18 protein-coding genes, 1 tRNA gene and 1 pseudogene are annotated in these 20,930 nt (G+C 51.2%); 9 read left to right on the top strand and 11 right to left on the bottom strand.

Features of this window, described 5'->3' with window-relative positions; all coding sequences use genetic code 11:
• Positions 1-532: 532 nt before the first annotated feature.
• Positions 533-847 (top strand): hypothetical protein, encoded by a 315-nt coding sequence (locus SACSAC_RS22265; protein WP_037290480.1) that lies wholly within the window; start codon positions 533-535, stop codon positions 845-847.
• 208 nt (positions 848-1,055) lie between these two features.
• Positions 1,056-1,772, top strand: coding sequence for a class I SAM-dependent methyltransferase (locus tag SACSAC_RS22260; protein ID WP_037293536.1), 717 nt, complete (start codon positions 1,056-1,058; stop codon positions 1,770-1,772).
• Positions 1,773-2,053: 281 nt separating this feature from the next.
• On the opposite strand, the pseudogene mnhG reads toward SACSAC_RS22260, so the two are convergent.
• From mnhG to SACSAC_RS22225, 7 genes and pseudogenes are all read right to left on the bottom strand, one after another.
• Positions 2,054-2,404, bottom strand: a pseudogene (mnhG, locus tag SACSAC_RS22255) (monovalent cation/H(+) antiporter subunit G); the annotation flags it as partial.
• Entirely contained in the window at positions 2,376-2,666 is a 291-nt protein-coding gene (locus SACSAC_RS22250) for a Na(+)/H(+) antiporter subunit F1 (protein ID WP_084778541.1), read from the bottom strand. The pseudogene mnhG and the gene SACSAC_RS22250, both read right to left, overlap by 29 nt.
• The gene (locus SACSAC_RS22245; RefSeq protein WP_342666483.1) at positions 2,666-3,151 is read right to left on the bottom strand and encodes a Na+/H+ antiporter subunit E; all 486 of its coding nucleotides are present in this window, start codon (positions 3,149-3,151) and stop codon (positions 2,666-2,668) included. Before SACSAC_RS22245 ends, SACSAC_RS22250 begins: the two co-directional genes overlap by 1 nt.
• On the bottom strand, positions 3,152-4,630 hold the full coding sequence (locus SACSAC_RS22240; RefSeq protein WP_037290477.1) for a Na+/H+ antiporter subunit D: 1,479 nt from the start codon (positions 4,628-4,630) through the stop codon (positions 3,152-3,154). It lies immediately after the preceding gene.
• A complete protein-coding gene (locus tag SACSAC_RS22235) occupies positions 4,627-4,983 on the bottom strand; it encodes a Na(+)/H(+) antiporter subunit C (protein WP_037290473.1) in 357 nt (118 codons plus the stop codon). The genes SACSAC_RS22240 and SACSAC_RS22235 overlap by 4 nt, the downstream gene beginning before the upstream one ends.
• Positions 4,983-5,408 (bottom strand): Na(+)/H(+) antiporter subunit B, encoded by a 426-nt coding sequence (locus SACSAC_RS22230; protein WP_037290470.1) that lies wholly within the window; start codon positions 5,406-5,408, stop codon positions 4,983-4,985. The genes SACSAC_RS22235 and SACSAC_RS22230 overlap by 1 nt, the downstream gene beginning before the upstream one ends.
• Positions 5,401-8,058 carry a Na+/H+ antiporter subunit A gene (locus SACSAC_RS22225; protein ID WP_084778279.1) on the bottom strand — a complete coding sequence of 886 codons (2,658 nt, stop codon included), beginning with the start codon at positions 8,056-8,058 and terminating at the stop codon, positions 5,401-5,403. Before SACSAC_RS22225 ends, SACSAC_RS22230 begins: the two co-directional genes overlap by 8 nt.
• A 441-nt stretch (positions 8,059-8,499) precedes the next feature.
• Here SACSAC_RS22225 and SACSAC_RS22220 point away from each other — a divergent pair, with 441 nt between their 5' ends.
• Positions 8,500-8,880: a GNAT family N-acetyltransferase gene (locus SACSAC_RS22220; RefSeq protein ID WP_084778277.1), complete on the top strand. Its 381-nt coding sequence runs from the start codon at positions 8,500-8,502 to the stop codon at positions 8,878-8,880.
• Between the two features lie 229 nt (positions 8,881-9,109).
• On the opposite strand, the gene SACSAC_RS22215 is transcribed toward SACSAC_RS22220, so the two are convergent.
• Together SACSAC_RS22215 and SACSAC_RS22210 are read right to left on the bottom strand one after the other, a co-directional pair.
• A complete protein-coding gene (locus SACSAC_RS22215; protein WP_037293525.1) occupies positions 9,110-10,285 on the bottom strand; it encodes an asparaginase in 1,176 nt (391 codons plus the stop codon).
• Positions 10,286-10,663: 378 nt separating this feature from the next.
• Entirely contained in the window at positions 10,664-11,605 is a 942-nt protein-coding gene (locus SACSAC_RS22210; protein WP_051507324.1) for a GNAT family N-acetyltransferase, read from the bottom strand.
• A 306-nt stretch (positions 11,606-11,911) separates the two neighbouring features.
• Between SACSAC_RS22210 and SACSAC_RS22205 the strand changes: the two genes are divergently transcribed.
• From SACSAC_RS22205 to SACSAC_RS22180, 6 genes are all read left to right on the top strand, one after another.
• Positions 11,912-12,877, top strand: coding sequence for an ABC transporter permease (locus SACSAC_RS22205; RefSeq protein WP_037290467.1), 966 nt, complete (start codon positions 11,912-11,914; stop codon positions 12,875-12,877).
• Positions 12,878-12,904: 27 nt separating this feature from the next.
• A complete protein-coding gene (locus SACSAC_RS22200; protein ID WP_037290464.1) occupies positions 12,905-13,792 on the top strand; it encodes a carbohydrate ABC transporter permease in 888 nt (295 codons plus the stop codon).
• 87 nt (positions 13,793-13,879) lie between these two features.
• The gene (locus SACSAC_RS22195) at positions 13,880-15,538 is read left to right on the top strand and encodes an extracellular solute-binding protein (protein WP_037290460.1); all 1,659 of its coding nucleotides are present in this window, start codon (positions 13,880-13,882) and stop codon (positions 15,536-15,538) included.
• A 185-nt stretch (positions 15,539-15,723) separates the two neighbouring features.
• A complete protein-coding gene (locus SACSAC_RS22190) occupies positions 15,724-17,619 on the top strand; it encodes a cache domain-containing sensor histidine kinase (RefSeq protein ID WP_037290458.1) in 1,896 nt (631 codons plus the stop codon).
• On the top strand, positions 17,616-19,184 hold the full coding sequence (locus SACSAC_RS22185; RefSeq protein WP_037290455.1) for a response regulator: 1,569 nt from the start codon (positions 17,616-17,618) through the stop codon (positions 19,182-19,184). The genes SACSAC_RS22190 and SACSAC_RS22185 overlap by 4 nt, the downstream gene beginning before the upstream one ends.
• A 113-nt stretch (positions 19,185-19,297) precedes the next feature.
• Positions 19,298-19,876 (top strand): copper amine oxidase N-terminal domain-containing protein, encoded by a 579-nt coding sequence (locus SACSAC_RS22180; protein ID WP_051507323.1) that lies wholly within the window; start codon positions 19,298-19,300, stop codon positions 19,874-19,876.
• A gap of 175 nt (positions 19,877-20,051) precedes the next feature.
• On the opposite strand, the gene SACSAC_RS22175 is transcribed toward SACSAC_RS22180, so the two are convergent.
• Together SACSAC_RS22175 and SACSAC_RS22170 are read right to left on the bottom strand one after the other, a co-directional pair.
• Positions 20,052-20,125 (bottom strand) — tRNA-Arg (locus SACSAC_RS22175).
• Positions 20,126-20,351: 226 nt separating this feature from the next.
• Positions 20,352-20,879: a copper amine oxidase N-terminal domain-containing protein gene (locus tag SACSAC_RS22170; RefSeq protein WP_037290452.1), complete on the bottom strand. Its 528-nt coding sequence runs from the start codon at positions 20,877-20,879 to the stop codon at positions 20,352-20,354.
• Positions 20,880-20,930 lie beyond the last annotated feature (51 nt).

Raw genomic sequence — 20,930 nt, 5'->3', positions numbered from 1 at the left:
GAGTACTGACGATGTGTCTTCACACGCAGTATAGCGAAACTTGAAGGCATGTCCTTAAAGCGCGAATGCAATAAAATTGACTTTGCATTCGCGTCCTACATTCCTCGGGAGGGACATCTACTTATGAATATGAGCGTACATAACCTAATGGCTTTTCATTCTCAATACACCAGACCGCAACCGGCAGCATCGCCTCAGAAAAACACCAACGGCGACCAGGAACGAACATTCCACGAGATCTTGAAAGAAAAAATGGCCCGTTCCGCAATGAATATAAACATCAAATAAACGAACCGACTGTGCAATATGCAACTCTTTTTTCCGCTATACATACTAACGATAGAATCGGTTTTCCATGCCCATACGTGTATAATGAAAGCAGACAAACTTGAATTAACGGAAGTGAATCCTATTTTTAAAAAAGGAAAACATGCAAGCCCGAATGCCGAGGATTTTTCTGTTTTAAGCTTCCCCTTCAAATAGAACTTCCTCGACATCTTCGTCGAGCATGGTTTCAAAGGAGGTATCGTCCATGGAATTCGATTTTACGACCATCGTTTTGGCGATTATTGTTTTTTCGCTGATGCTGATGGTTATCGGCCTGCGTTTTGAGGTAAGAAGTTTACGCGAGGAGATCAATCGGCTCGCCGATTCGCCGCGCTTCCATCGCCCTTCGTCCATGATGGGATCAAGTGATGGCGAACAAGCACCAAGATCTTCCTCGGAAGGCGACGAGATGCTGCGTTCGCTCGTAGCCAAAGGGCGCAAGATCGAAGCGATCAAAGAAGCAAGGGAAATGTACAACTTTTCGCTGAAAGAAGCTAAAAACTACGTAGAATCGCTCTAACAATCCAACAATGATAAGCCAGCTAGGAAGCCGCGGCGTATGCCTGCGGCTTTTGCTGCAACTTGATCAGTCGATCGGAGTCGCGTAGGACTCAAGACGGAGATGAAGTTCAATCGCTCGGTGGAGCCGCTGGGGAGAGGTTGGCGTTACAATGAACGGGAAGACGGAAATCGGCTTTAGGCAATTAGAAAAGTCGGGAGGAAACCTTATGTTCGATTCGACGCGGATTTCGGAATATACACAGCCGGAATCCTATCCGCTGCCGCGCACCGAGGACGGGTTTGTGCACGCCGTTCGGCCGCAGGGGATGGAACTGACCAACGCCAGGGCAATGGCTTTGGCCGATAAGCTGGCGCGCTTCCATGCGTTTGCGTATCGCTTATATTTGAAGCTTCGTTTCGGAGGAGAGATTCATTATCGCTGGACCTTCCTGTCCGAACTGAACATTCGGCGCGGTGATCGCGTGTTGGAGATTTCGGTCGGGACCGGGGCGAATTTGCCGATCTTGCCCGCGGGTACGCGGTTGTACGGCTTGGATTTGTCCCAAGCGATGCTGCGTCAAGCTGCCAGACATTTGAAGGAGTGGGGCATGGAAGCGGAGTTGGTTCATGGTGAAGCGGAGCATTTGCCTTTTCGCAGCGAGTCGTTCGATTGCGTATATCATGTCGGCGGACTGGCCGACTTCAGCGATCCCTCCAAAGCGCTGCGCGAAATGATTCGGGTCGCCAAAAGCGGGACCAAGCTGCTGATCGCAGACGAAACCGATCGGCATAAGCGCGAACGGAAGCCGAGGATTTCCCTGGCTAAAAAAACAGACCCTCGGCGTCCCGATATTCTGACGATGCTTCCTGCCGGCATGCTGGATGTTCAGTACGAGGAAGTCTGCAAAGGAGCGAAGTATCGATTAACGTTCCGCAAGCCTTGACGCCTGTACATACAACGGATAAGCCAGTGTCCTATACCTCGATTCCGGTTGAAAAAAGCGCTTTTCGGCGATGAACGATCCTTCCATAAGGAAGAGAGGTTCACGACGAAAAGCGCTTTTTTAAGATCGATTTACTTTTCTTTCGGTTCCGGAGGCTCTTGGCGTCCGCTTTGCTGCTCGGAAGGTTCCTTAAGCGTCGGCGGTTCGCCGGGCATGCCGTCGGGTTTTGCAGCGTCGGACATGGCGGCTCCGGACGTTCCGGCATCGGGTACGCCTGCCGCTTTGGCGGCTTCGGCGAGTTCGTCCTGAATGCTGCCCGTCCAAAGAGGAACGCCGCTTCGGTGGGCAGCCCGTCCGTTCAGATGCCCGGCAACCGGAGCGGTGATGAAAAAGAATACGATGCCGAGCAAGATGTTCATGCTGGCGGTTTGCATGCTGGATGCGAAATACAGGAACACGCCCGTCAGCACGCACAGCACGCCGAGCGTCGCGCTTTTCGTGGCGGCATGCGATCGTAAATAGACATCGGGCAGACGAATCAGGCCAAAGGCGCTGAATACGCTGAGCAGGGCGCCGAGCAGGATCAGCAGCACCGACAACCATTCAATCAGGAGTTGAATCGTCTGGAGCATCCAGCACCCGCCCCCTTTCCATGTAACGAGCCAAGGCCACGGTCCCGATAAAAGCCAGAATGCCCATCAGCAGCACCAATTCGAAGTAGGCCGTAGAGCGTGTGTAAGCGCCGGCAATGGCAACCTCGGCAGCCACATTGACTCCGATCGTGTCCAGCGCGGCGATTCGGTCGGCGATCGAAGGGCCTTTGAGTACCCGGTAGAGGCATCCGCCGATCGCCAAGGCAAGCAGCATCATCGAAATGAGCAGTACGGTTTGCATCAGCTTCGGGTCACCTCCATGATGGCTTTTTCGAACGTTTCGCGAATATGTTTTTCCACGCTATGCGCTTCTTTCATATCCATGGCATGAATGTACAGCGTCTTTTCGTCATGACTGACTTCGAGCAGCAAGGTGCCGGGAGTCAGGTTCATGAGTCCGCATAAAAGCGTCAGCTCCCAGCCGGGTTTCAAATCGGTTTCGTAAGCGAAAATTCCCGGCGACAGCGTCAATTTGGGCTTGATAATCTGGACAATGACGGCGAATGAAGAAACAATCAATTCTTTCAGCAGCAGTCCGAGCAGTTTGACGCAAGCCCACACTTTTCGCGGATAAAAAGGTTGAGGGAAAAATCGTCGCATCAGCGTCATCAGCAGCAATCCGATCAACAGCCCGACAAGGAAGCCGGATATCGTCATGTCGCGCATAAGCAGCATCCAGACGAAGGCAATGACCAGATTGAGCAACAGTTGAAAAGCCAAAGGCATCTACTCCTTAAATACGGCTTGAATATAGATCGACGGGTCGGTTAACACGTTTGAAGCGCTCGTGATATACGGCATGACCGATTCCGCAAAGATCCCGAGCAGAATGATCAACATCATCAGCGGCGCTGAAGCGAGCAGCAGCTTGCGGGATTGCTTCCAATGCGCTTCTCGCGGCCGTCGTGCTTTGCCCCAGAATCCGAGGATGAAAATCTTGATCAGCGAGTACATCAACATCAGGGTCAACAGCACGCCTGCCGCAGCAATGACGTACTGGCCGTTTTCCAGGCTGCCCTGAATGATCAGGAGCTTGCCCGGGAAACCGCTGAGCGGAGGAATGCCTACAACCGCTAGCGAAGCGATCAAGAACATCCAGCCGAGCAGCGGGGAATGACTCAGTACGCCGCCCATTCGATTGATACGCTCCGTTCCCGTTTCCGCAACCAATATGCCGGCCAACAGGAACAACAAGGCTTTGACGATCATATCGTGGATCAGGTAGAATACGGCACCTTGCAGGGCGTCGGCATTGGAAACGGCAAGGGCGAGCGAGATAAATCCGATGCTGGCGATCACGTTATAGCCGAGAATACGGTTAACATTGGTCTGGGAAACGGCACCGAATCCTCCGAGTATGATCGTGGCGACAGCCATCGTCCCAATCAGCATATGGGTGACCTGGACTTCATGATAGAAGATCAGGGTAAACGTCCGAATCAGCGCATACATCCCGACTTTGGTCAACAGAGCACCAAACAAGGCGGAGATGGCAGCAGGCGGGGCACCGTAGGAGCCGGGCAGCCAGAAGAACAAGAACAGCCCGGCTTTGACACTGAATACGACAAGCAGCAGCGCGGAGACGACCGTAATGGGTCCGGTCTGTCCGCTTTCGGCGATCCGCATCGACAGATGCGCCAGATTCAGAGTTCCCGTTGCTCCGTACAAATAAGCGACGGAAGCGACGAACAGTGTCGAAGACAATACATTGATCAAAATATAGTGCAGCGTCTCGCGGAATTGACGTTTGGTCCCGCCCAGCACAATCAGAGAATAGGAGGCCATCAACATCAACTCGAAGCAGACGAACAGGTTGAACAGGTCGCCGGTCAGGAAGGAACCGTTAACCCCGGCAATCATAAAGTGAACGAGCGAATAAAAATAATGTCGTTCCCGTTCTTCGTCGATGCCGCGGAATGAGTACCAAAGACAGCATGCGGTAACGATGGAAGCGGCTAATACCAGCAGCACGGCGAACATGTCCGCGACAAGCACGATGCCATAAGGAGGCGCCCAACCGCTCATGTTGAGCGTCTGAATGCCGTCAGTACGGACTTGGACGATCAGATAGATCGCAACCGCGACGTTCAGCAGAGAACTGAGCAGGCTAATCCAGCGTTGCAGCTTGAGTTTATTATGCAGAAAAATGAGCAAAACGGCTGTAAACAACGGAATCAAGAGTGGAGCGACTACCCAGTTGTTCATCGGCGACGCCCCCTATGTTTGGAAGATTCGCTGCGCATCCGATCCATGTCGGTCGTATCCAGCTTCTGATAAGCCCGATAAGACAAAACAAGGAAAAAGGCGGTGATTCCGAAGTTGATGACGATCGAAGTCAGAATCAAAGCTTGCGGCAGCGGGTCGACAAATTCTTCTTTGCCCCGACCGAGCAGCGGCGCCGCACCGGTCTTAAGCATGGACATGGCCATCAAAAGCAAATGCACGGCATGGGTCAGCAGCGAGGTGCCGAGCACGATCCGCAATAAGTCCTGAGTTAAAATCAGATAGATTCCGACGGCGAATAACACGCCGACGATCACGGCTACGACGACTTCCATCAGTTATCCTCTCCGATCGTGAGCAGAATCGTCATGGTCACGCCCACGACTGCCAGATAAACGCCCAGATCGAAAATCAAGGCCGTATGGAGCTCGGTTTCGCCGAGCAGAGGGAGTTGAAAATAACCGAAAGCATGCTTCAGGAACGGCTCGCCGAACAATAATGAGCCGGTTCCGCCGCAAAGGGCTATCAGCAAGCCGACTGCCGTAACGATTTTGAAGTCGATCGGGACAACCTTGCGCACGGTCTCGATATCGTAAGCGAGCGCGAGCAGCAGCAGGGCACCGGCACTCATCAGTCCGGCGATAAAACCGCCGCCGGGACTGCCGTGGCCGGTGAAAAACAAATACAAAGCGAACGCCAAAATAATAAACACGACGATCTTGGAGATGTTTTGCAGAAAAACGTCACTGCCTCTAGGCATCCAGATCTCCTCCTTTCTTACGGCTTTCGTCAGTTGCGGATTCCGAATCGGAATCAGGCTCGGTCTCGAAATCGGAATCCGAGTTCTTTTCCTGTTCGGGCGCTTTGTCGTTCAGATCGCTCACGCAGTTGATCCAAGGTTCCTTTTTGCGCGAGACTTCAATCGGACCGTCGTGTCCGTATTGATTTTTGCGGAAACGATCGGCCACGTCATCGGATTCGTCATCTTCGTGAGAGACGTGACGCGATCCGACATCGGTTGCTTTGCGGCGCAGCTTGATCATGTTGTAAATACCGATCGCGCCGACGCCGAGTACCATGATTTCGAGCATGGTGTCGAATCCGCGGAAATCGACCAAGATGACGTTTACGATATTTTTGCCGCCGGCCGATTCGTAACTTTCCCGAACATAATAGTCGGATACGGGTTCGAACGGATTCGTACCCAGCACGGCAAGCGCAACGAGCGTCATCAACACGCCGACTGCGATCGCCACCAGGAAGTTCGGCAGACGGAAACGTACGGCCCTTCTTTCCGTGCGCAGTTTAGGCAGATGATAGAAACAGAGCAGGTACAACGTTACCGAAATGGATTCAACGACCATTTGCGTCAATGCCAGATCGGGCGCGCGCAGGAATACGAACATCAACGTCATCAGATATCCGACCGATCCGGTCAAAATGATGGCGACAGGGCGGGATTTGGCGAACGGAACCGCGAGAGCCGCAGCAGCCAAGCCCAGCAGGATTATCCACTCGTAAGGCGCAATCTGCGCATAAGCGCCGACCCTGTAGCTGATATCGGTCGAAATGTACAGGATAAAGCCGAGAACAAGCATCATGAATCCGAGAATATACTTGACGTAGCTGCGCGACGAACCGTTCATGTAAAGCGAAGTTACCCGTACCGTGATGTGTTCGAAGAAGCGCAAACTAATATCGTAAAACCGATTGATCGATACCCGGCGCGGAATAAAAGCATACAGCTTCATCCAGCGTCGTACGGTCAAGGCGAGAAGGATTCCGACTGCGACTACGGCGATGGTCATCCATAACGCAGGCGTGAAGCCGTGCCAGAGCTTGATGTCCATCGGAAGCCTGTCTCCCGAAGCCGTGACGATCGGCATCATGGCTTCAGCAGCGGGACGAATCAGTGAATAAGCGACCGTACCCGGGAAAAGGCCAAGCATAAGCGCCAGGGCGGCCAATAATGCGGGAGGAAGCACCATGAGAAGCGGGGCTTCGTGAATCTTTTTGTTGATCAACGGTTTTTTGCGCGGTCCCAAGAAGGTTCGGAATACGAACAAGACCGAATACACGAACGTGAATACGCTGGCAATCCAGGCTACGACAGGGAATAAGGCTGCCCATGTCGAAAGTCCGAATACTCCGGCGTGCAAAGGTTCGATCACGGAATCCAGGAACATTTCTTTACTGATGAATCCGCCGAAAGGAGGAATCCCCGCCATGGAAAACGTACCGAACAACGAGATCGTAAACGTGATCGGCATGACCTGGGCGAGTCCGCCGAGCTTGCGAATATCCCGCGTGCCGGTTTCGTGATCGATGATGCCGGCAGCCATGAACAACGCGCCTTTGAATACGGCATGATTCAGCAGATGGAACATGGCTGCCGTTCCGGCGGCGGCATAGAGCAATCGCTCTTCTCCGTCGAAAATACCCGATAAAGAGGATAGGCCGAGCAAGGACATGATCAAACCCAACTGGCTGATCGTCGAATAGGCGAGAATGCCTTTGAGATCAGTTTGTTTGAGCGAAGCCACCGAGCCATACAGCAAAGTAATCAATCCGCCAAGCGAGACGATCCAGAACCATTCCGCCGTTCCTGCGAAAATCGGGCTCATCCGCGCAACCAGATAGAGACCTGCTTTGACCATCGTCGCGGAATGCAGGTAAGCGCTGACCGGAGTCGGAGCTTCCATGGCGTCAGGCAGCCAGATGTGGAACGGATATTGAGCCGACTTGGTGAAGGCGCCGAGCAGAATCAAGATCATGGCCGGCAAAAATAAAGGGTGTGACATCAAAGGTGCTCCGACTTCGAAAAGTTCTCGAATCCGGTATGTTCCGCTCATCACATACAGCAAAATGAAACCGCTAAGCAGGCCGAGGCCGCCTGCCATCGTGATCAGCAGCGACTTGAGCGCGCCGTAACGCGATCGATGCTTCTCGTTTTTGTAGCCGATCAGCAAGAACGAGGTGATACTGGTGAGTTCCCAGAATCCGTACAGCGTCAGCAGGTTGTCCGAGAGAACAAGCCCGAGCATGGCGCCCATGAAAACCAAGAGAAACACATAAAAGCGCGTTAACGATTCCTTGGCAGCACTCATATACGCTATCGAATAAAGGGCAACAAGAACCCCCATTCCGGTAATCATTAAGGCAAACAACAGGGACAATCCATCGAGATAGACAGTGAACGAGATTCCGAGTGAAGGAATCCAGTCGAACGATTCGACAATCGGGGAGCCGTCGCCGACATCGGCCAAGTAGCCGAGCAGCATGGCGAAGACAAAAGCCGACAGTGCGGCTGCGAACCATCCTTTGTGCAAACGGGGAACCGCTTTTCCCAAAAAAGGGAGTAAAACGGCAAGCAAGAACGGCGACAGCGTCAAGAGATGGAGTAGGGACAAACGGCTTCTCCTTTCCGCTTCATATATTTCGGCTTGATCGTGTTTAACCAAGCTCAGACTTCTCTACGAAAGTTACTTCGGCGCGGGAAGCGAGAAGGCTGCAAGAGAAATTCGTTCAATTCGCTGTCTCACTTGGAAAAGTCGATTGAAATTTTGAGTTGAAGTTTTCCAAGTTCAAAGGCGTTTTGAACTGAATTTCTCTCTCCGTCTTTTCTCTTCCAGGCACTTTAGACTTTCTCGACACGCTGAACTTGGTAGCTTTCAACCAAGCTTTACTTTTTAATATTACCCGAATTAAGGTAACCAAAGCTAGTAAATTGGATTTTTATACGAAAAAAATCCCGGTTCGTCTATTTTAAGAGGCTATGATGCAGACAGAAAAAGGTCATGTCGCTGTTACCTATTCTTACGGATGGCCCGCGGACGCAAGGAGTGAAGAAGATGAGCCAAAATCAGGACACATGGAAAGACGCGGAGCTTCGCTGGGCATGGGAAATTCCATCAGCATTCGATTTGCATGAGCTTTACGAAGCATTGGAATGGAACGACTTTTTGCGTTTGGAACCGAAGCAACTTCGACTGGCTGTGGAAGGAAGTTGGAAAGTGATCAGCGCATATGCCGATGAACGCCTGATCGCAACCGGAAGACTGGTATCCGACGGCGTGATCAATGCTTATTTATGCGGCGTAGGCGTTCGTTCGGAACTGCGCGGACAGGGAATCCATATCCAGCTTTTTTGTTCCGAAGAACATCGGGCTTACTATCGGGGACTCGGCTTTGAAGAATTTGCCTTTGGATTTAAAAAGGACGGACGATTTTAAGTGTTGGAGCACTACATTTAAATTCAATTCAATTTTCCGAGTGAGACAGCGTCTTGTGAAGCATTTCGAAGAAATGCACTTCGGAAGCCTATGCTGGCAATTTCTCTCGGAGCTTTCTGGCTTCACGCGCACACGTGACCTTATCAACTCGTCAAAAAGAGCCGCTCCCAAGCCGGATATGGCGTTGAGGCAGCTCTTTTTTAAATATAAACTTTGGATTGTTCTACGCTTACTTCTCCGGAACGCTGACCTGAGCAGCGCCGTAAGTCTCGAACCATTCTTTGACCGTATCGAAGTCATTGGAGAAGGATAGCGACAGCAGCAGCATAAGACGGGCGTGCACAGCGTTCAAGTTATCTCCGGCAATGATGTTGTCGCCGCTGGAGTAGTTGCTGCCCGATCCGGTACGCGTCGTCGTGACGAAGATTGTATCGTGGTCGGCGATTGCGGCTGTGCGTTCCGCGCTCATTGCGCGCGAGATGCCGCCTGCTCCGGTGCCTGCCGTCACGATGCCGTCCGCGCCGTTGGCGACAAAGGAGGAGATTGCCCCGGCTCCTGCATCCTGGTACGAGTAAGCAATTTCAACCTTGGCCAGATTGGATTTGTTCAGCTTCGACAGATCGAAAGGGGTGTTCCAATTGGCGGTGCTCAACAGGGCACGGGCAGGCGCGCGATAAATGCGAACCCCGGCTTCATCGATGTAACCGAGCGCGCCGAGCTCCGGAGTGATGAAAGTGTCGGTACGGTAAGAATTGGATTTCGTGACTTCTCGCGCGGCATGGAACTCGTCATTCAGCATCAGCACGGTGCCGAAGTATTTCGTTTTGCCGCTTGCCGCCAGTTTGATTGCGTTATACAGATTGGCTTGAGCGTCGCTGCCGATAACCGTCCAAGGTCGCATGGATCCGGTAACGATAACGGGCTTCGAACTGCGTACCGTCAGATCGAGGAAGTAAGCGATCTCTTCCATCGTATCGGTTCCGCTGGTTACCACGACGGCATCCTGCGTTTTGAGGGCTTGGTCCACGCGAAGGGAGAGATCGTACAAGTCGGCGATGCTGTAGGCGCTGGAGCCTGAATTGCCGAATTGGTATGTACTGACCTGCGCGATCTTGTCCTTGTCGGGAAGCTCTGCAACCATGTCGGCGATTAGCAAAGTGCCGGCGCGATAATTACCAAAGCTTGTTGCGTCAGCAGATTGACCTGCAATAGTGCCGCCTGTAGCGATAACTTCGACCTTAGGAAGTGCGCTTACGACTGTGCCCGTTCCTGCTGCGGCCGGTGTACTGGCAATGACAGTTCCTGTAACTTCCGCTGCGTAAGCACCCGGAATACGAACGATTGGAGCCGCCGCGGCAGCGATAACGCCAAGGGCAAGCACGGCTTTCAGAACCTTCATAGACATCGTGGACATAAAATTCCTCCTTAAAATGATTTGGGAAGGAACTTTAAGTGACATAGCTTGCTTCCCGATGTCTATAAATATAAATTCATGTTAGTAAAATTAACAAATATCATAAACGATCAATAGAGCGCTTTATTCGATATTATAATACGAATTTCGCCTTTTTTCTTCATATAACGAACATATTTAATCAATATTTTGAACATCTCAGAAAAGGTCAAGAAGCTTTTTGTGTGAATAAATATAACTTAACAAAAAGCTAAGCCGTAATGATTGCTCCTGCGTTTTTTCCAGTAAAAAGAATTATAGAAATGAGAGGAGGAATAAATATTTAAAAATAAGAATAAATATTCACTGCAAACCGGATTATGCACGCTTTTAGGAAAAAGGCACTTCCCAGCACTCTACGTCAAACTTCATCCCGTAATACGAAATGCTCGGTCGGTCGCGCATACGGAAACCGTGACGAGTGAGCAGTCTTTGAAGCCGAATTTGATCTCTGACAGCCCAAAGGATCAGTTTTTGGCAGCCGTTCTGCCGAGCGAATCGGATGGCTTCACCCAGAAGGCTTCCGCCGATCCCGAGCCCGCGGCGTTTGGATTCGACCATGAACAGCTTAATATGCATGCGCTTTTCGTCCAAAGGCTCGACGACGATCGATCCGGCGCTTTCGCCGTTCATCTCGGCAATCCAACAACGGGCTCTCGTCGTGCTTGCCGGATCGAAAAGCTTTTGATTGGTATCGGTTATCACTTCATGAAATTCGTCTGCATGCCCGAAAGTTTGCTCGAACAATGTTTCGTAGGTCTTTGTTAATCGCTCGGCATCGGAAGGTTCGGCTTCGCGCAGGAAATAGCGGCTGTCCGGAACATAAGCCGCACGGGAATCATTGATTTCTTCAATCGTGCGTATGGCTTCCATCAGACGTGCCTGATCGGATTCGGACAAGCCGGCCAGATATTCGGCAACGTCATCGTCTACTCTTCGATTGAGCAGCTGGGCAATTCGTTTGCCGTCTTCGGTAAGTTTTAGGAACCGTCGTCTGCCGTCGCGTTCGCTGCGAGGGCGTTCGATCACGTTTCCGGATTCCAGCCTGCCCAGTAACCGACTTAAGTATCCGGGATCAAGTCCCAAATTTCGGCTTAGATCGGTGGCAGTCAATCTGGATTGACGAGAAATTTCAAGAATGACTCTTGATTCAGTCAACGAGTAGGAACTATGCAGCAGGCGCTCGCGCAGTACGCCAGCCTGCATGGTGTCGCTGTAATTGAAGGCGCGAAGGGTTCTGATTCTCTGTTTCCAGAGCAAGGGATCAGGCATGTATTCACTTCCTTTCCCGGCCATACAAGCCGGCAGCCATCTATTGAAGTTGAATAAGTTGAACGGCTTCTTCCGAATTATAACAAGAAAGAGAGCGAGTAGCTTGTCTTAAATAAATTGCAGGCCAACTCAATTTGAAATTTTGCTCCCCGTTTCAGATTTTCAGGCAATCCTAACCTGAAAATTTGAGACTCAACCCCGAAATTTGAAGCCTTACTTCGGTTGTTTTCACGGGCTACAATAAATTTATGGAATGTAAGCACTTACAAAAAGTCGGCTACAGGGTCGGAGGGGGCTGGAAGGAAGATGGACAGGAAAATAGAGGCGGGCGTCTCGGAATTGCCGTCCGATCGGGACGGTAGAGCACGTAAATGGTGGAGAAAGCTGCTTGGGCAGCGGCATTTGCAGACGATGGCACTGCTCGGCGTAGCATGGATGTTCATTTTCAACTACATCCCGATGTACGGAATCATTATCGCGTTCAAAGAATACAACATCGTCGACAGTATCGCCAACGCTCCATGGGTGGGACTGGATCATTTCCGGGAGTTTTTGCAAGATGATGAACTGGGCGGCGTCATCCGTAATACGCTCGGAATCAGTCTGATTAAGCTGGTGATCGGTTTTCCGTTGCCAATCATCTTCGCTTTGTTCCTGAATGAACTGCGCTCGGTTAAATTCAAAAAAACCGTTCAAACCATTTCGTATCTGCCTCACTTCCTGTCATGGGTCATTCTCGGCGGCATGCTGGCGACTTGGCTCGCCGACGTCGGCATTATCAATAATATTCTGATGGGACTGGGATTAATTACCGAACCGATCTCGTACCTTGCGGAACCGAAATACTTCTGGGGCATCGTGATCACCTCGGATATTTGGAAAGAGCTTGGCTGGTCGGCGATTATCTACCTGGCTGCTATGGCAAGCGTGTCACCTGAACAGTACGAAGCCGCAACGATGGACGGGGCCGGACGTTTTCAGAAAATGTTCTATGTCACGCTCCCCAATATTCGTCCGACGATTGCCATCTTGTTCATTCTTGCGGTTAGCGGCGTGCTCAACTCCAACTTCGATCAGATTCTCGTATTGCGCAACTCGCTGAACGAGAGCGCAAGTAACGTGATCGATATTTACGTGTATCAAACCGGTATTCAGCAAGGACGCTTCTCGTATTCGACCGCGGTCGGGCTGCTCAAATCGGTCATCGCGTTGATCCTGCTGCTGATCGCCAACGGCGTCACCAAAAAATTGAACAACACCTCGCTTTTCTAGGGCGGCGGAAGGAAGGAGGAACTTGCAATGTGGACATTAAAACGCAAAACGAGAGGCGAGGCGCTGTTCGACTTTCTCAATACGCTAGGCATGGTATTGATCTGCTTCGTGACGATCTACCCGATCTGGTACGTGCTGGTCAATTCGTTCAACGACGGTACCGACGCCATGAGCGGAGGGATCTACTGGTGGCCGAGGCAGTTTAGTTTGGAGAACTTCAGCGCGGTATTCCGAAGCGAAGGGATCATGCTGGCGATGGGAATTACCGTTGCCAAGACGCTCGTCGGTACAGTGGCCCACGTCTTTTTCACCGCGATGGTCGCTTACGCCTTCTCTCGCAAAGGATTGATCGGAGGCAAGTTCTATATTTTGATGGGGACTTTTACGCTGTTCTTCGGCGGCGGACTGATTCCGACGTACCTGCTGATCCGCGATTTGCATTTGCTGGACAACTTCTTGGTCTATATCATTCCTGTCTTGTTCAGCTTTTTCGATCTCATTATCTTCATGACCTTTTTCCGGGAAATCCCTGAAGGGTTGGAGGAGGCAGCGCGAATCGACGGGGCGAACGACTGGTCGATCTTCTTGCGCATCGTGCTTCCCGTATCCATGCCGGTACTTGCGACGATTGCTTTGTTCCATGGCGTGTATCAATGGAACGACTACTTTACCGGCATGATTTATATCAATAATACCGATTTGCAGCCGATTCAGACCTATCTGTACCGGGTCGTGGCGGAATCCAGCTCGAACCAGATGATGGCGGCCGTTCCGGGAGGCGTGACGCGTTCCGTGACCTCGCAATCGATCAAGTTGGCTACGATGGTCGTGACGACGGCGCCGATCGTGTTCGCTTACCCGTTCCTGCAAAAGTATTTCGTCAAAGGCATGATGATCGGCTCGATCAAAGGCTGATTCTTACAAGGGTTTTACGCTTCATGTTTCGATACAAGCAACACTGAGCGACATCGTACGTCCATTACACAGAAGAGGGGTACCCACATGAGAAAAAGAGGAAAAAAATTCTCCATTCTCCTGGCCGCGATGCTGATGATCTTCAGCACGGCGTGTTCGTCAGGCGGACAAACTAAAGAAGCGGCAACGGAAAAAGAAGAAGCGGCCCAAGCGGCAGTCGACCCAACTAAACCTTCCTGGCAAAACGACACGTCGCCGATCACGTTCGATTGGTACATCAACTTTGCTTGGTACACCGGGACCGATTGGGGTAAAGATTTGACCAGTCAATACGTGACGAAAAAGACCGGCGTCGATCTCAACTTTATCGTTCCGGCCGGCAACGAAGCGGAAAAAATGAATACCATGATCGCATCCGGCGAACTGCCCGACTTCGTGACGATCGCCTGGGGCGACGACGCGGTGAAAAAAATGATCGAAGGCAAATTGGTGCTGCCGCTCAACGAGTTGGCCGAGCAGTACGATCCGTACTTCATCTCAAACGTCGCCGATCCGGCCAAGTTGTCGTGGTACACGCAAGAAGATGGCAATGTCTACGGGTATCCGAACGCCTCCTCTTCTCCGGCCGACTTTGAAAAGTACGGCAAAGAGTACGTCTCAAATCAGGTGTTCGTCGTCCGCAAAGACATGTACGAAGCGCTGGGTTCGCCGGATATGAGCACGCCGGAAGGGTTCCTGGCAGCGCTGCAAGCGGCCAAAGAAAAATACCCTCAAGTGAACGGACAACCGTTGATCCCGATCGGACTGCACGAGTTCACCGACAACGGCAACTATTCGCTGGAAGCCTATCTGCAAAACTTCCTGGCGATTCCGCAGGAAAAAGACGGCAAACTGTACGACCGCCCGACCGATCCGGAATACATCAAATGGCTGAAAACGTTCCGTCAAGCCAATGAGAACGGTCTGCTGGCCAAAGACATCTTTATCGACAAACGCGCACAAATGGAAGAAAAGATCGCGCAAGGCCGTTACTTCGCCATGATGTATCAGCGCAGCGACTTCAGCAGCCAGCAAAACGCGCTGTTCGCGAACGATCCGAATTCCGTTTACATTGCGGTAGACGGTCCCGCGAACGCGGCGAAAGACCAACCTAACCTGTCGGGGCCGGGCATCTCGGGCTGGACGCTGACGCTCATTTCCAAAGACGTCAAAGACAAAGCCCGCGCGATCGGCTTCTTGGAATACCTGACGAGCGAAGAAGGTCAACGCGATCTGTACATGGGCGAAGAAGGCGTGACGTACGACATGGAAGGCGATAAGCCCGTCTTCAAGCCGGAGGTGCTGGATATGCTCAACACCGACCGTGCGGCATTCGATACGAAGTACGGCGCTTCCCACAAATACTGGATGATGATGGACACCAACATTACCGATCAATGGGCGCCTGCTCCGGTCGATCCGTTCAAGCAAATGATGGATTGGACGCGCGGCAAAACGGTCAGCGCTTCCGAATTCGACCAGATCAACCCGACGGGCAACTCCAAAGAAGGCATCGCGAACACGAAACTCGGACAGCTATGGGGCAAAACGCTTCCGAAACTGCTGCTGGCATCTTCCGAAGCCGAGTTCGACCAGATCTGGAGCGATTACCAGCAAAAACGCGAATCGACGGGTCTGTCCGAAGTGCAAGCGTATCAACAGACTGAATATGAGAAAAATTTGGAGAAATTAGGCGGAACTAAGTAAGGCAAGCTGTAACGTTATGTATTCCCGGGGTGTACATGCCTGCATCCTCGTGAACCAGTCCCAAGCCTCGGAGCAACTTGCCGGGGCTTGTGGACTGTTTGTTGATTTTGGGTCTTGTCATCATGGGGAAGCGCTTTGTATGATAGGGAAGCTCATTTCATGAAAACGGATACAAGGGGGAGCTGATGGGGATAAAATGGAGAGATGCCGCTTACACGGTACGTCGTTGGCTTCAAACCCGCTCACTGCAAAGCCGATTGGTCGCCGCGTATGCCTTGTTGATTTTGATACCCAGCACGTTAATTTCTACTTATTTATATAATGATATCCGAGATAGTTACATTGAAGACGCACGGGTGAAAAGCGATTATCTGGTGCAGAGCGAGAAGCAGGTCATCGTGAATCAGATCGAAACGATGGAACGTTCCGCCCAGCTGCCTTTGTCCGACCAAAATGTACGCCGCTACCTGACCGAGCAGACAGACCCTACGGCCGCAGAGTTAGTTGATTTCAACAATACGGCTTATGCCAATCTGGCCCGCATCCAAATCAGCAATCCGGCTATTCTGCATTTGCGTCTCTATACGGCTAATGAACGCAATTACGAAATTTGGCCGATCATTTTTCGCGAGAGCCGGGTGCGCGATAAACCGTGGTTTGCGTTGACTGAGGGCTTAGGGGAGCGTCAGGCCTGGTATTTCCAACCGGAATCCGCGGTTCAGGATGTCGGAGGAACTGAAGAAGACCCGCCTAAAGTATCGCTGCTGCGCGAAATCAACTTGCCGAAAGACGAGCACATCGGCGTAGTTCAGGTCGATATGCGCTTGGATCAGTTTTCGCCCCGAACATTCGGAGAGCTTCAGGAAGAAGGATCACAGATGCTGCTGGTCACGTCCGGTGAAGTGTATGCGCACGGAGGAGACTCTGAATTGCCAGCGGACTCGCCTGCGGTTCAATATGCGGTATCTCAGTTGCGGAATTTGGGCGACCCCGGTCAAGTACCCAATATCTCGGATGGATTTTTCCGTTATGAAGAGGGCGGCGAAGCTTATATGATGCTATACACGCCTGTCGAGCGAATGGATGCCTACCTGCTCAATGCCGTCTCTTTGGAAAAAGTGCTCAAAGATCTGAATCGAACGCGCAGCATGCTCATTTACGCCAATATCGGATTCATTTTGATTCTCGCGCTGCTCACCTACATCATGAATTCGTTTATTTTGAAAAATCTCAAGCAGTTGGCCGACGCGATGAAGCGGGTGCGCAAAGGCGAACTTCAACCTGCGCTCAGTATCAGCGGCGGAGGCGAAATCGGCGACTTGGCACACCATTTTAACAAAATGACCCAGACGATCAACGAGTTGATTGCCGAAGCGGTACGCAAGCAGGCGCTGATGAAGGAAGCCGAACTGCGGACGCTGTACAATCAGATCGACTCGCACTTTCTGTATAACACGCTGGAAAACATCAAAATGCTGGCCGAGATCGAAGACCAACGCAAAATCTCTGATTCGTTAACCTCGCTAGGCGGCATGATGCGGTATAACTTCAAATGGACCGGCGAATACGTCAAACTCAAAGACGAAATCCGGCATATCGAAAATTACATCGAAGTCATGAATATCCGGTTCGATGAACCGATTACGTTGATCTGCGAGATTTCGAAGCCCTTTATGGAACTGGAAATTTTGAAAATGTCGCTCCAGCCGATCGTCGAGAACTCGGTTAAGCATGCTTGGCAGACGCTGGGCGACGGAGGACGGCGCGAGTTCCGAATCGAAGTGCGCGAAGCGGACTTGGCGAAAATCCAGATTGTGATGACCGATAACGGAGCAGGGATGGACGAGGGGCGCTTGGCCGAGTTGAATACGGAAATTCAGGGGAGCGGAGAAGAAGGAACAGGTTCCGCTTATACGGGAGTCAAACTTGGAGGGATTGGTCTGCGCAATGTACATCAGCGTATCCGGCTTTTTTACGGCAAGGAATACGGACTGTTTCTGGAGAGCGAGGAGGGGGCGTACACGCGTATCGTGCTGACGATTCCGAAAGTGCTGCTGACCGGAGGAGGATGGGAAGAATGATCGATCTGTTGATTGTAGATGATGAGAAAAATATACGTCAGGGCTTGAAAGTCATGATCGAGCGGGAGTTTGGCGATACCTGTCAGATTCGGCTCGCGGCCCATGGACGAGAAGCATTGGAGCTGCATGCGGAGCATCCGGCGAACGTGGTCATTACGGATATTCGCATGCCTATCATGGACGGGATGGAATTGTTGGAGCGGTTTCGACAGCAGTGCCGGGCGGCGGAAGGTCCGATCGTGCTGGTGCTCAGCGGCTACGACGAATTTGAATATGCCAAGACGGCGATCCGTTTTCAAGTACGGGATTATCTGCTCAAGCCGATTCGGCGCGAAGATTTGTTTGAAGCGTTGGGGCGTGCTTTGGAAGAACTGGAGCAGCGGAAGGACGAGTCGGAGCGAATCGATCTGGCCCAGGATTACAAAAAACGGCTGCGTTTGGCGCGGCTTACCCAATTGCTTGAAGCGGACAGCGCAGAATTTAAAGCGGCGTTGGATGATCTATCTTCCGACGGAGCGGGCGTAACCCTTCCTTTTTCCCTGGCGGTGGTTGCTTATCGGTATGAACAGGGCGGAAGCATGAGCCGCGAGGAGTTGGCATCTGTCGTGGAACGTCTGGAAGGGCCTTTGGATCGGGGGCATGAAGCGGCCCTGTGGAATCGTGAAGGTCATCTGGTGTTGATTGATCCTTCGCCCGAACGCTTTGCGCGTCTGGCTGAACTGGCGGAGAAACGGGAATTGGGCGGATTGCTCGTCGGTCTCGGGTTGCCGGGAAGCCGGTTGGAAGACCTGCCGGAGAGTTATCGGGAAGCGTGTCTGGCATTGAAGTACACCTTTTTGCATCCGGGGGTTCATCTGGTGGATGCCCGGGCAATCAAGGAAGGGCGACAACTGTTTCCGCCTCCGGAAGAAGAAATTCGGCTGCTCGGCAATCTGCTCGGGACCGACCGCACGCGTGAGATGAATGAACTGCTGTATCGCATTTTTCATATCGACCAGCTGGCGCGAATCGACATTTCCTATATTGAACATACGGCGAGGCTGATTAACGAGCAGGTGCTGGATGAGGTGTTTCGACGTTACGGCGAAGCTTCAATGGAGGTGCTCAAGCTGTACCGCAAGGTGGGCGATTGGAATAGTTTCCGTTATTTTCACGATTATTTCCGGGCACTGGAGAATTTGCTGGTGAGTCTGAACGATTATATCAAGCAAGTTCGGCTGGCTTATACGGAAAATGAAAATCTGAAAGAAGCGGTCGCGTTCATCGAACAAAATTACGCCAGACCGCTCAATATGGCCAGTGTCAGTAACCATGTTTCCCTAAACTATTCCTATTTTAGCGAGGCGTTCAAGGCGTATACGGGAGAAAGTTTTGTCGTGTATTTGAAAAAAGTGCGGATCGAAAAAGCGAAAGAACTGTTGGCGGAACGAGAGTTGAAAATGATCGGCGTCGGCGAAGCGGTGGGTTTTGAGAACGTTAAACAGTTTGCCCGTGTCTTTAAAGAGCTGGAAGGCATTTCTCCGCATGAATACCGCAGTAAGGCGCATGCTTCCGAATCGGAATGAAATTCCGACTCGGATTGACGATTAAGGCGCCGAAGCGACGGTTAAAAAACGTATACGGGTAACTTGGCCCAGTTAAATGAGAGGTTGGTCAAGCTACGAGGGGAGGTCATCAAATGAGCATGCGTTCGAAGAATCCGGCTGGAAAAGTGAAAAAAATGTTACTGGCGGCGACAGCGGCCTTGTTGATTGCGCCGCTGGCGCCTTCGATTAGCGAAAAAAGCGCCCTTGCCGCTGCGACGACGGTGTACATAAACGGAAGAGTCGCGCAGGGAGAAGTGCTGGTTCGGAACGGCTTGACCTATTTGACGTTGACTGATTTGAAAGCGTTCGGCGACTACAGTTTCCGATACAACAAGACCTGGCGCACGATTACGATAACAGGCGGCGAAAACGGGGAGCGGTTCGTTTTAACCCTGGGAAGCCGAGACGCCAAGCGCAACGGGCAAAATATCACGCTTGAGGCCGCGCCGTTATCTTACGAGAACAAGACAATGGTTCCGGTCAGGGTGGCGGCTGATCTATTTGGTGCCGAGCTGGAATGGGATCAAAACGGCAGCCGGGTATTGTTGACGAAAGAAGCAGAGTCGAACGGCACGACAAATACGCCATCCAGACCTTCTCGCCCGCCTGTCTCACCGCCAGGGCCATCGGGACCTAGCGTACCCAAGCCACCTTCGGCACCTTCGATCTGATAAGGGATGAATAGGCAGAGATGATGCAGGATAAGCGACCTTCTGATCTTTTGGAAGGTCTTTTTGCATCGAATGAAAAAAAGCCGGCTCCAATGCCGGAGACGGCTTGATAGGTCTAGGTCTATATTCATTAGGAAATAAAAAAAGGCTCCCGTTTGGGAACCTTCTACTCAAACGTCCCAGGAGGGATTCGAACCCCCGACCGTGCGCTTAGAAGGCGCATGCTCTATCCAACTGAGCTACTGGGACAAAAGTGAAAAACAGAACAGAAATTAATATACCACGAATGCTTGGTTAGTGCAAGTATGATCTTTAAAAAAGTTGCTCAGAGGAATATTCCAAGTGAAAAACCGGGCGTTGAAATAGGAGAGAGAGTAGGTGCTCCGTATTCTACCCGGTTGGCTTTCGGCTGTCCTGTTGCTGTCCAAGTTTTGCTTGTTTATTTTTAGCGTGCGCTAATTGCCTGTGTACCTTTTCATTTTGCTAGGGTTACGTATGCTGTTTTTTGCTTGTTATCCCATTTGACTGTACCGCCAAGCGATTCAACTGTATATCGCAAAGGTACAAACATCCGATTACTGGTTTGCTCTCGGAAAGGAATTCGAGGCAACACGCTTTCCTTTCCGTTTGCAGTAGCAATAGAACTTTTTAATGAAAATTTAAGAGTCGTGTTTGATTTGCTTGCCGTTAATGCAAGGCTTTGCTGGTCAAATTGAATCTTCATATTTATCTTTTTAAATAAGTCTCTTGCGGGTACCATGACAGTTTCATATACTTTTACAGGTTTGAGTTCGCTGTAGAAGGTATCTCCATTAATCCTCAAATGAACTTTTTCAGAATGCTCATAACGATCAATAAGAGAATATGCTGGCTCAACCAAACCTATCGGAGGTTCATTTTCTTGATTATCCCATGCCGGATGAGCCGCATAAGTTTGCATACTCCAGATTGACGATGATCCAAGCAACAAAAAGATCGAAACCAACCCAAATATTCTTCGCATGAATCCACCTCTTTTTTACTGTTTTATGGAGCTTATAATGCTCTTCACCAC

This window comes from Saccharibacillus sacchari DSM 19268, from assembly GCF_000585395.1.
GTDB classification, from domain to species: Bacteria; Bacillota; Bacilli; order Paenibacillales; family Paenibacillaceae; genus Saccharibacillus; species Saccharibacillus sacchari.
Note: the sequence above shows the minus strand (reverse complement) of the source record. Positions and strands in the feature narration are given on the sequence as shown.

Coding starts and splice junctions, on each gene's coding strand:
- SACSAC_RS22265 (WP_037290480.1), top strand. CDS start 533: ATGGAATTCGATTTTACGACCATCGTTTTGGCGATTATTGTTTTTTCG.
- SACSAC_RS22260 (WP_037293536.1), top strand. CDS start 1,056: ATGTTCGATTCGACGCGGATTTCGGAATATACACAGCCGGAATCCTAT.
- SACSAC_RS22250 (WP_084778541.1), bottom strand. CDS start 2,666: ATGCAAACCGTACTGCTCATTTCGATGATGCTGCTTGCCTTGGCGATC.
- SACSAC_RS22245 (WP_342666483.1), bottom strand. CDS start 3,151: ATGCCTTTGGCTTTTCAACTGTTGCTCAATCTGGTCATTGCCTTCGTC.
- SACSAC_RS22240 (WP_037290477.1), bottom strand. CDS start 4,630: ATGAACAACTGGGTAGTCGCTCCACTCTTGATTCCGTTGTTTACAGCC.
- SACSAC_RS22235 (WP_037290473.1), bottom strand. CDS start 4,983: ATGGAAGTCGTCGTAGCCGTGATCGTCGGCGTGTTATTCGCCGTCGGA.
- SACSAC_RS22230 (WP_037290470.1), bottom strand. CDS start 5,408: ATGCCTAGAGGCAGTGACGTTTTTCTGCAAAACATCTCCAAGATCGTC.
- SACSAC_RS22220 (WP_084778277.1), top strand. CDS start 8,500: ATGAGCCAAAATCAGGACACATGGAAAGACGCGGAGCTTCGCTGGGCA.
- SACSAC_RS22215 (WP_037293525.1), bottom strand. CDS start 10,285: ATGTCTATGAAGGTTCTGAAAGCCGTGCTTGCCCTTGGCGTTATCGCT.
- SACSAC_RS22210 (WP_051507324.1), bottom strand. CDS start 11,605: ATGCCTGATCCCTTGCTCTGGAAACAGAGAATCAGAACCCTTCGCGCC.
- SACSAC_RS22205 (WP_037290467.1), top strand. CDS start 11,912: ATGGACAGGAAAATAGAGGCGGGCGTCTCGGAATTGCCGTCCGATCGG.
- SACSAC_RS22200 (WP_037290464.1), top strand. CDS start 12,905: ATGTGGACATTAAAACGCAAAACGAGAGGCGAGGCGCTGTTCGACTTT.
- SACSAC_RS22195 (WP_037290460.1), top strand. CDS start 13,880: ATGAGAAAAAGAGGAAAAAAATTCTCCATTCTCCTGGCCGCGATGCTG.
- SACSAC_RS22190 (WP_037290458.1), top strand. CDS start 15,724: ATGGGGATAAAATGGAGAGATGCCGCTTACACGGTACGTCGTTGGCTT.
- SACSAC_RS22185 (WP_037290455.1), top strand. CDS start 17,616: ATGATCGATCTGTTGATTGTAGATGATGAGAAAAATATACGTCAGGGC.
- SACSAC_RS22180 (WP_051507323.1), top strand. CDS start 19,298: ATGAGCATGCGTTCGAAGAATCCGGCTGGAAAAGTGAAAAAAATGTTA.
- SACSAC_RS22170 (WP_037290452.1), bottom strand. CDS start 20,879: ATGCGAAGAATATTTGGGTTGGTTTCGATCTTTTTGTTGCTTGGATCA.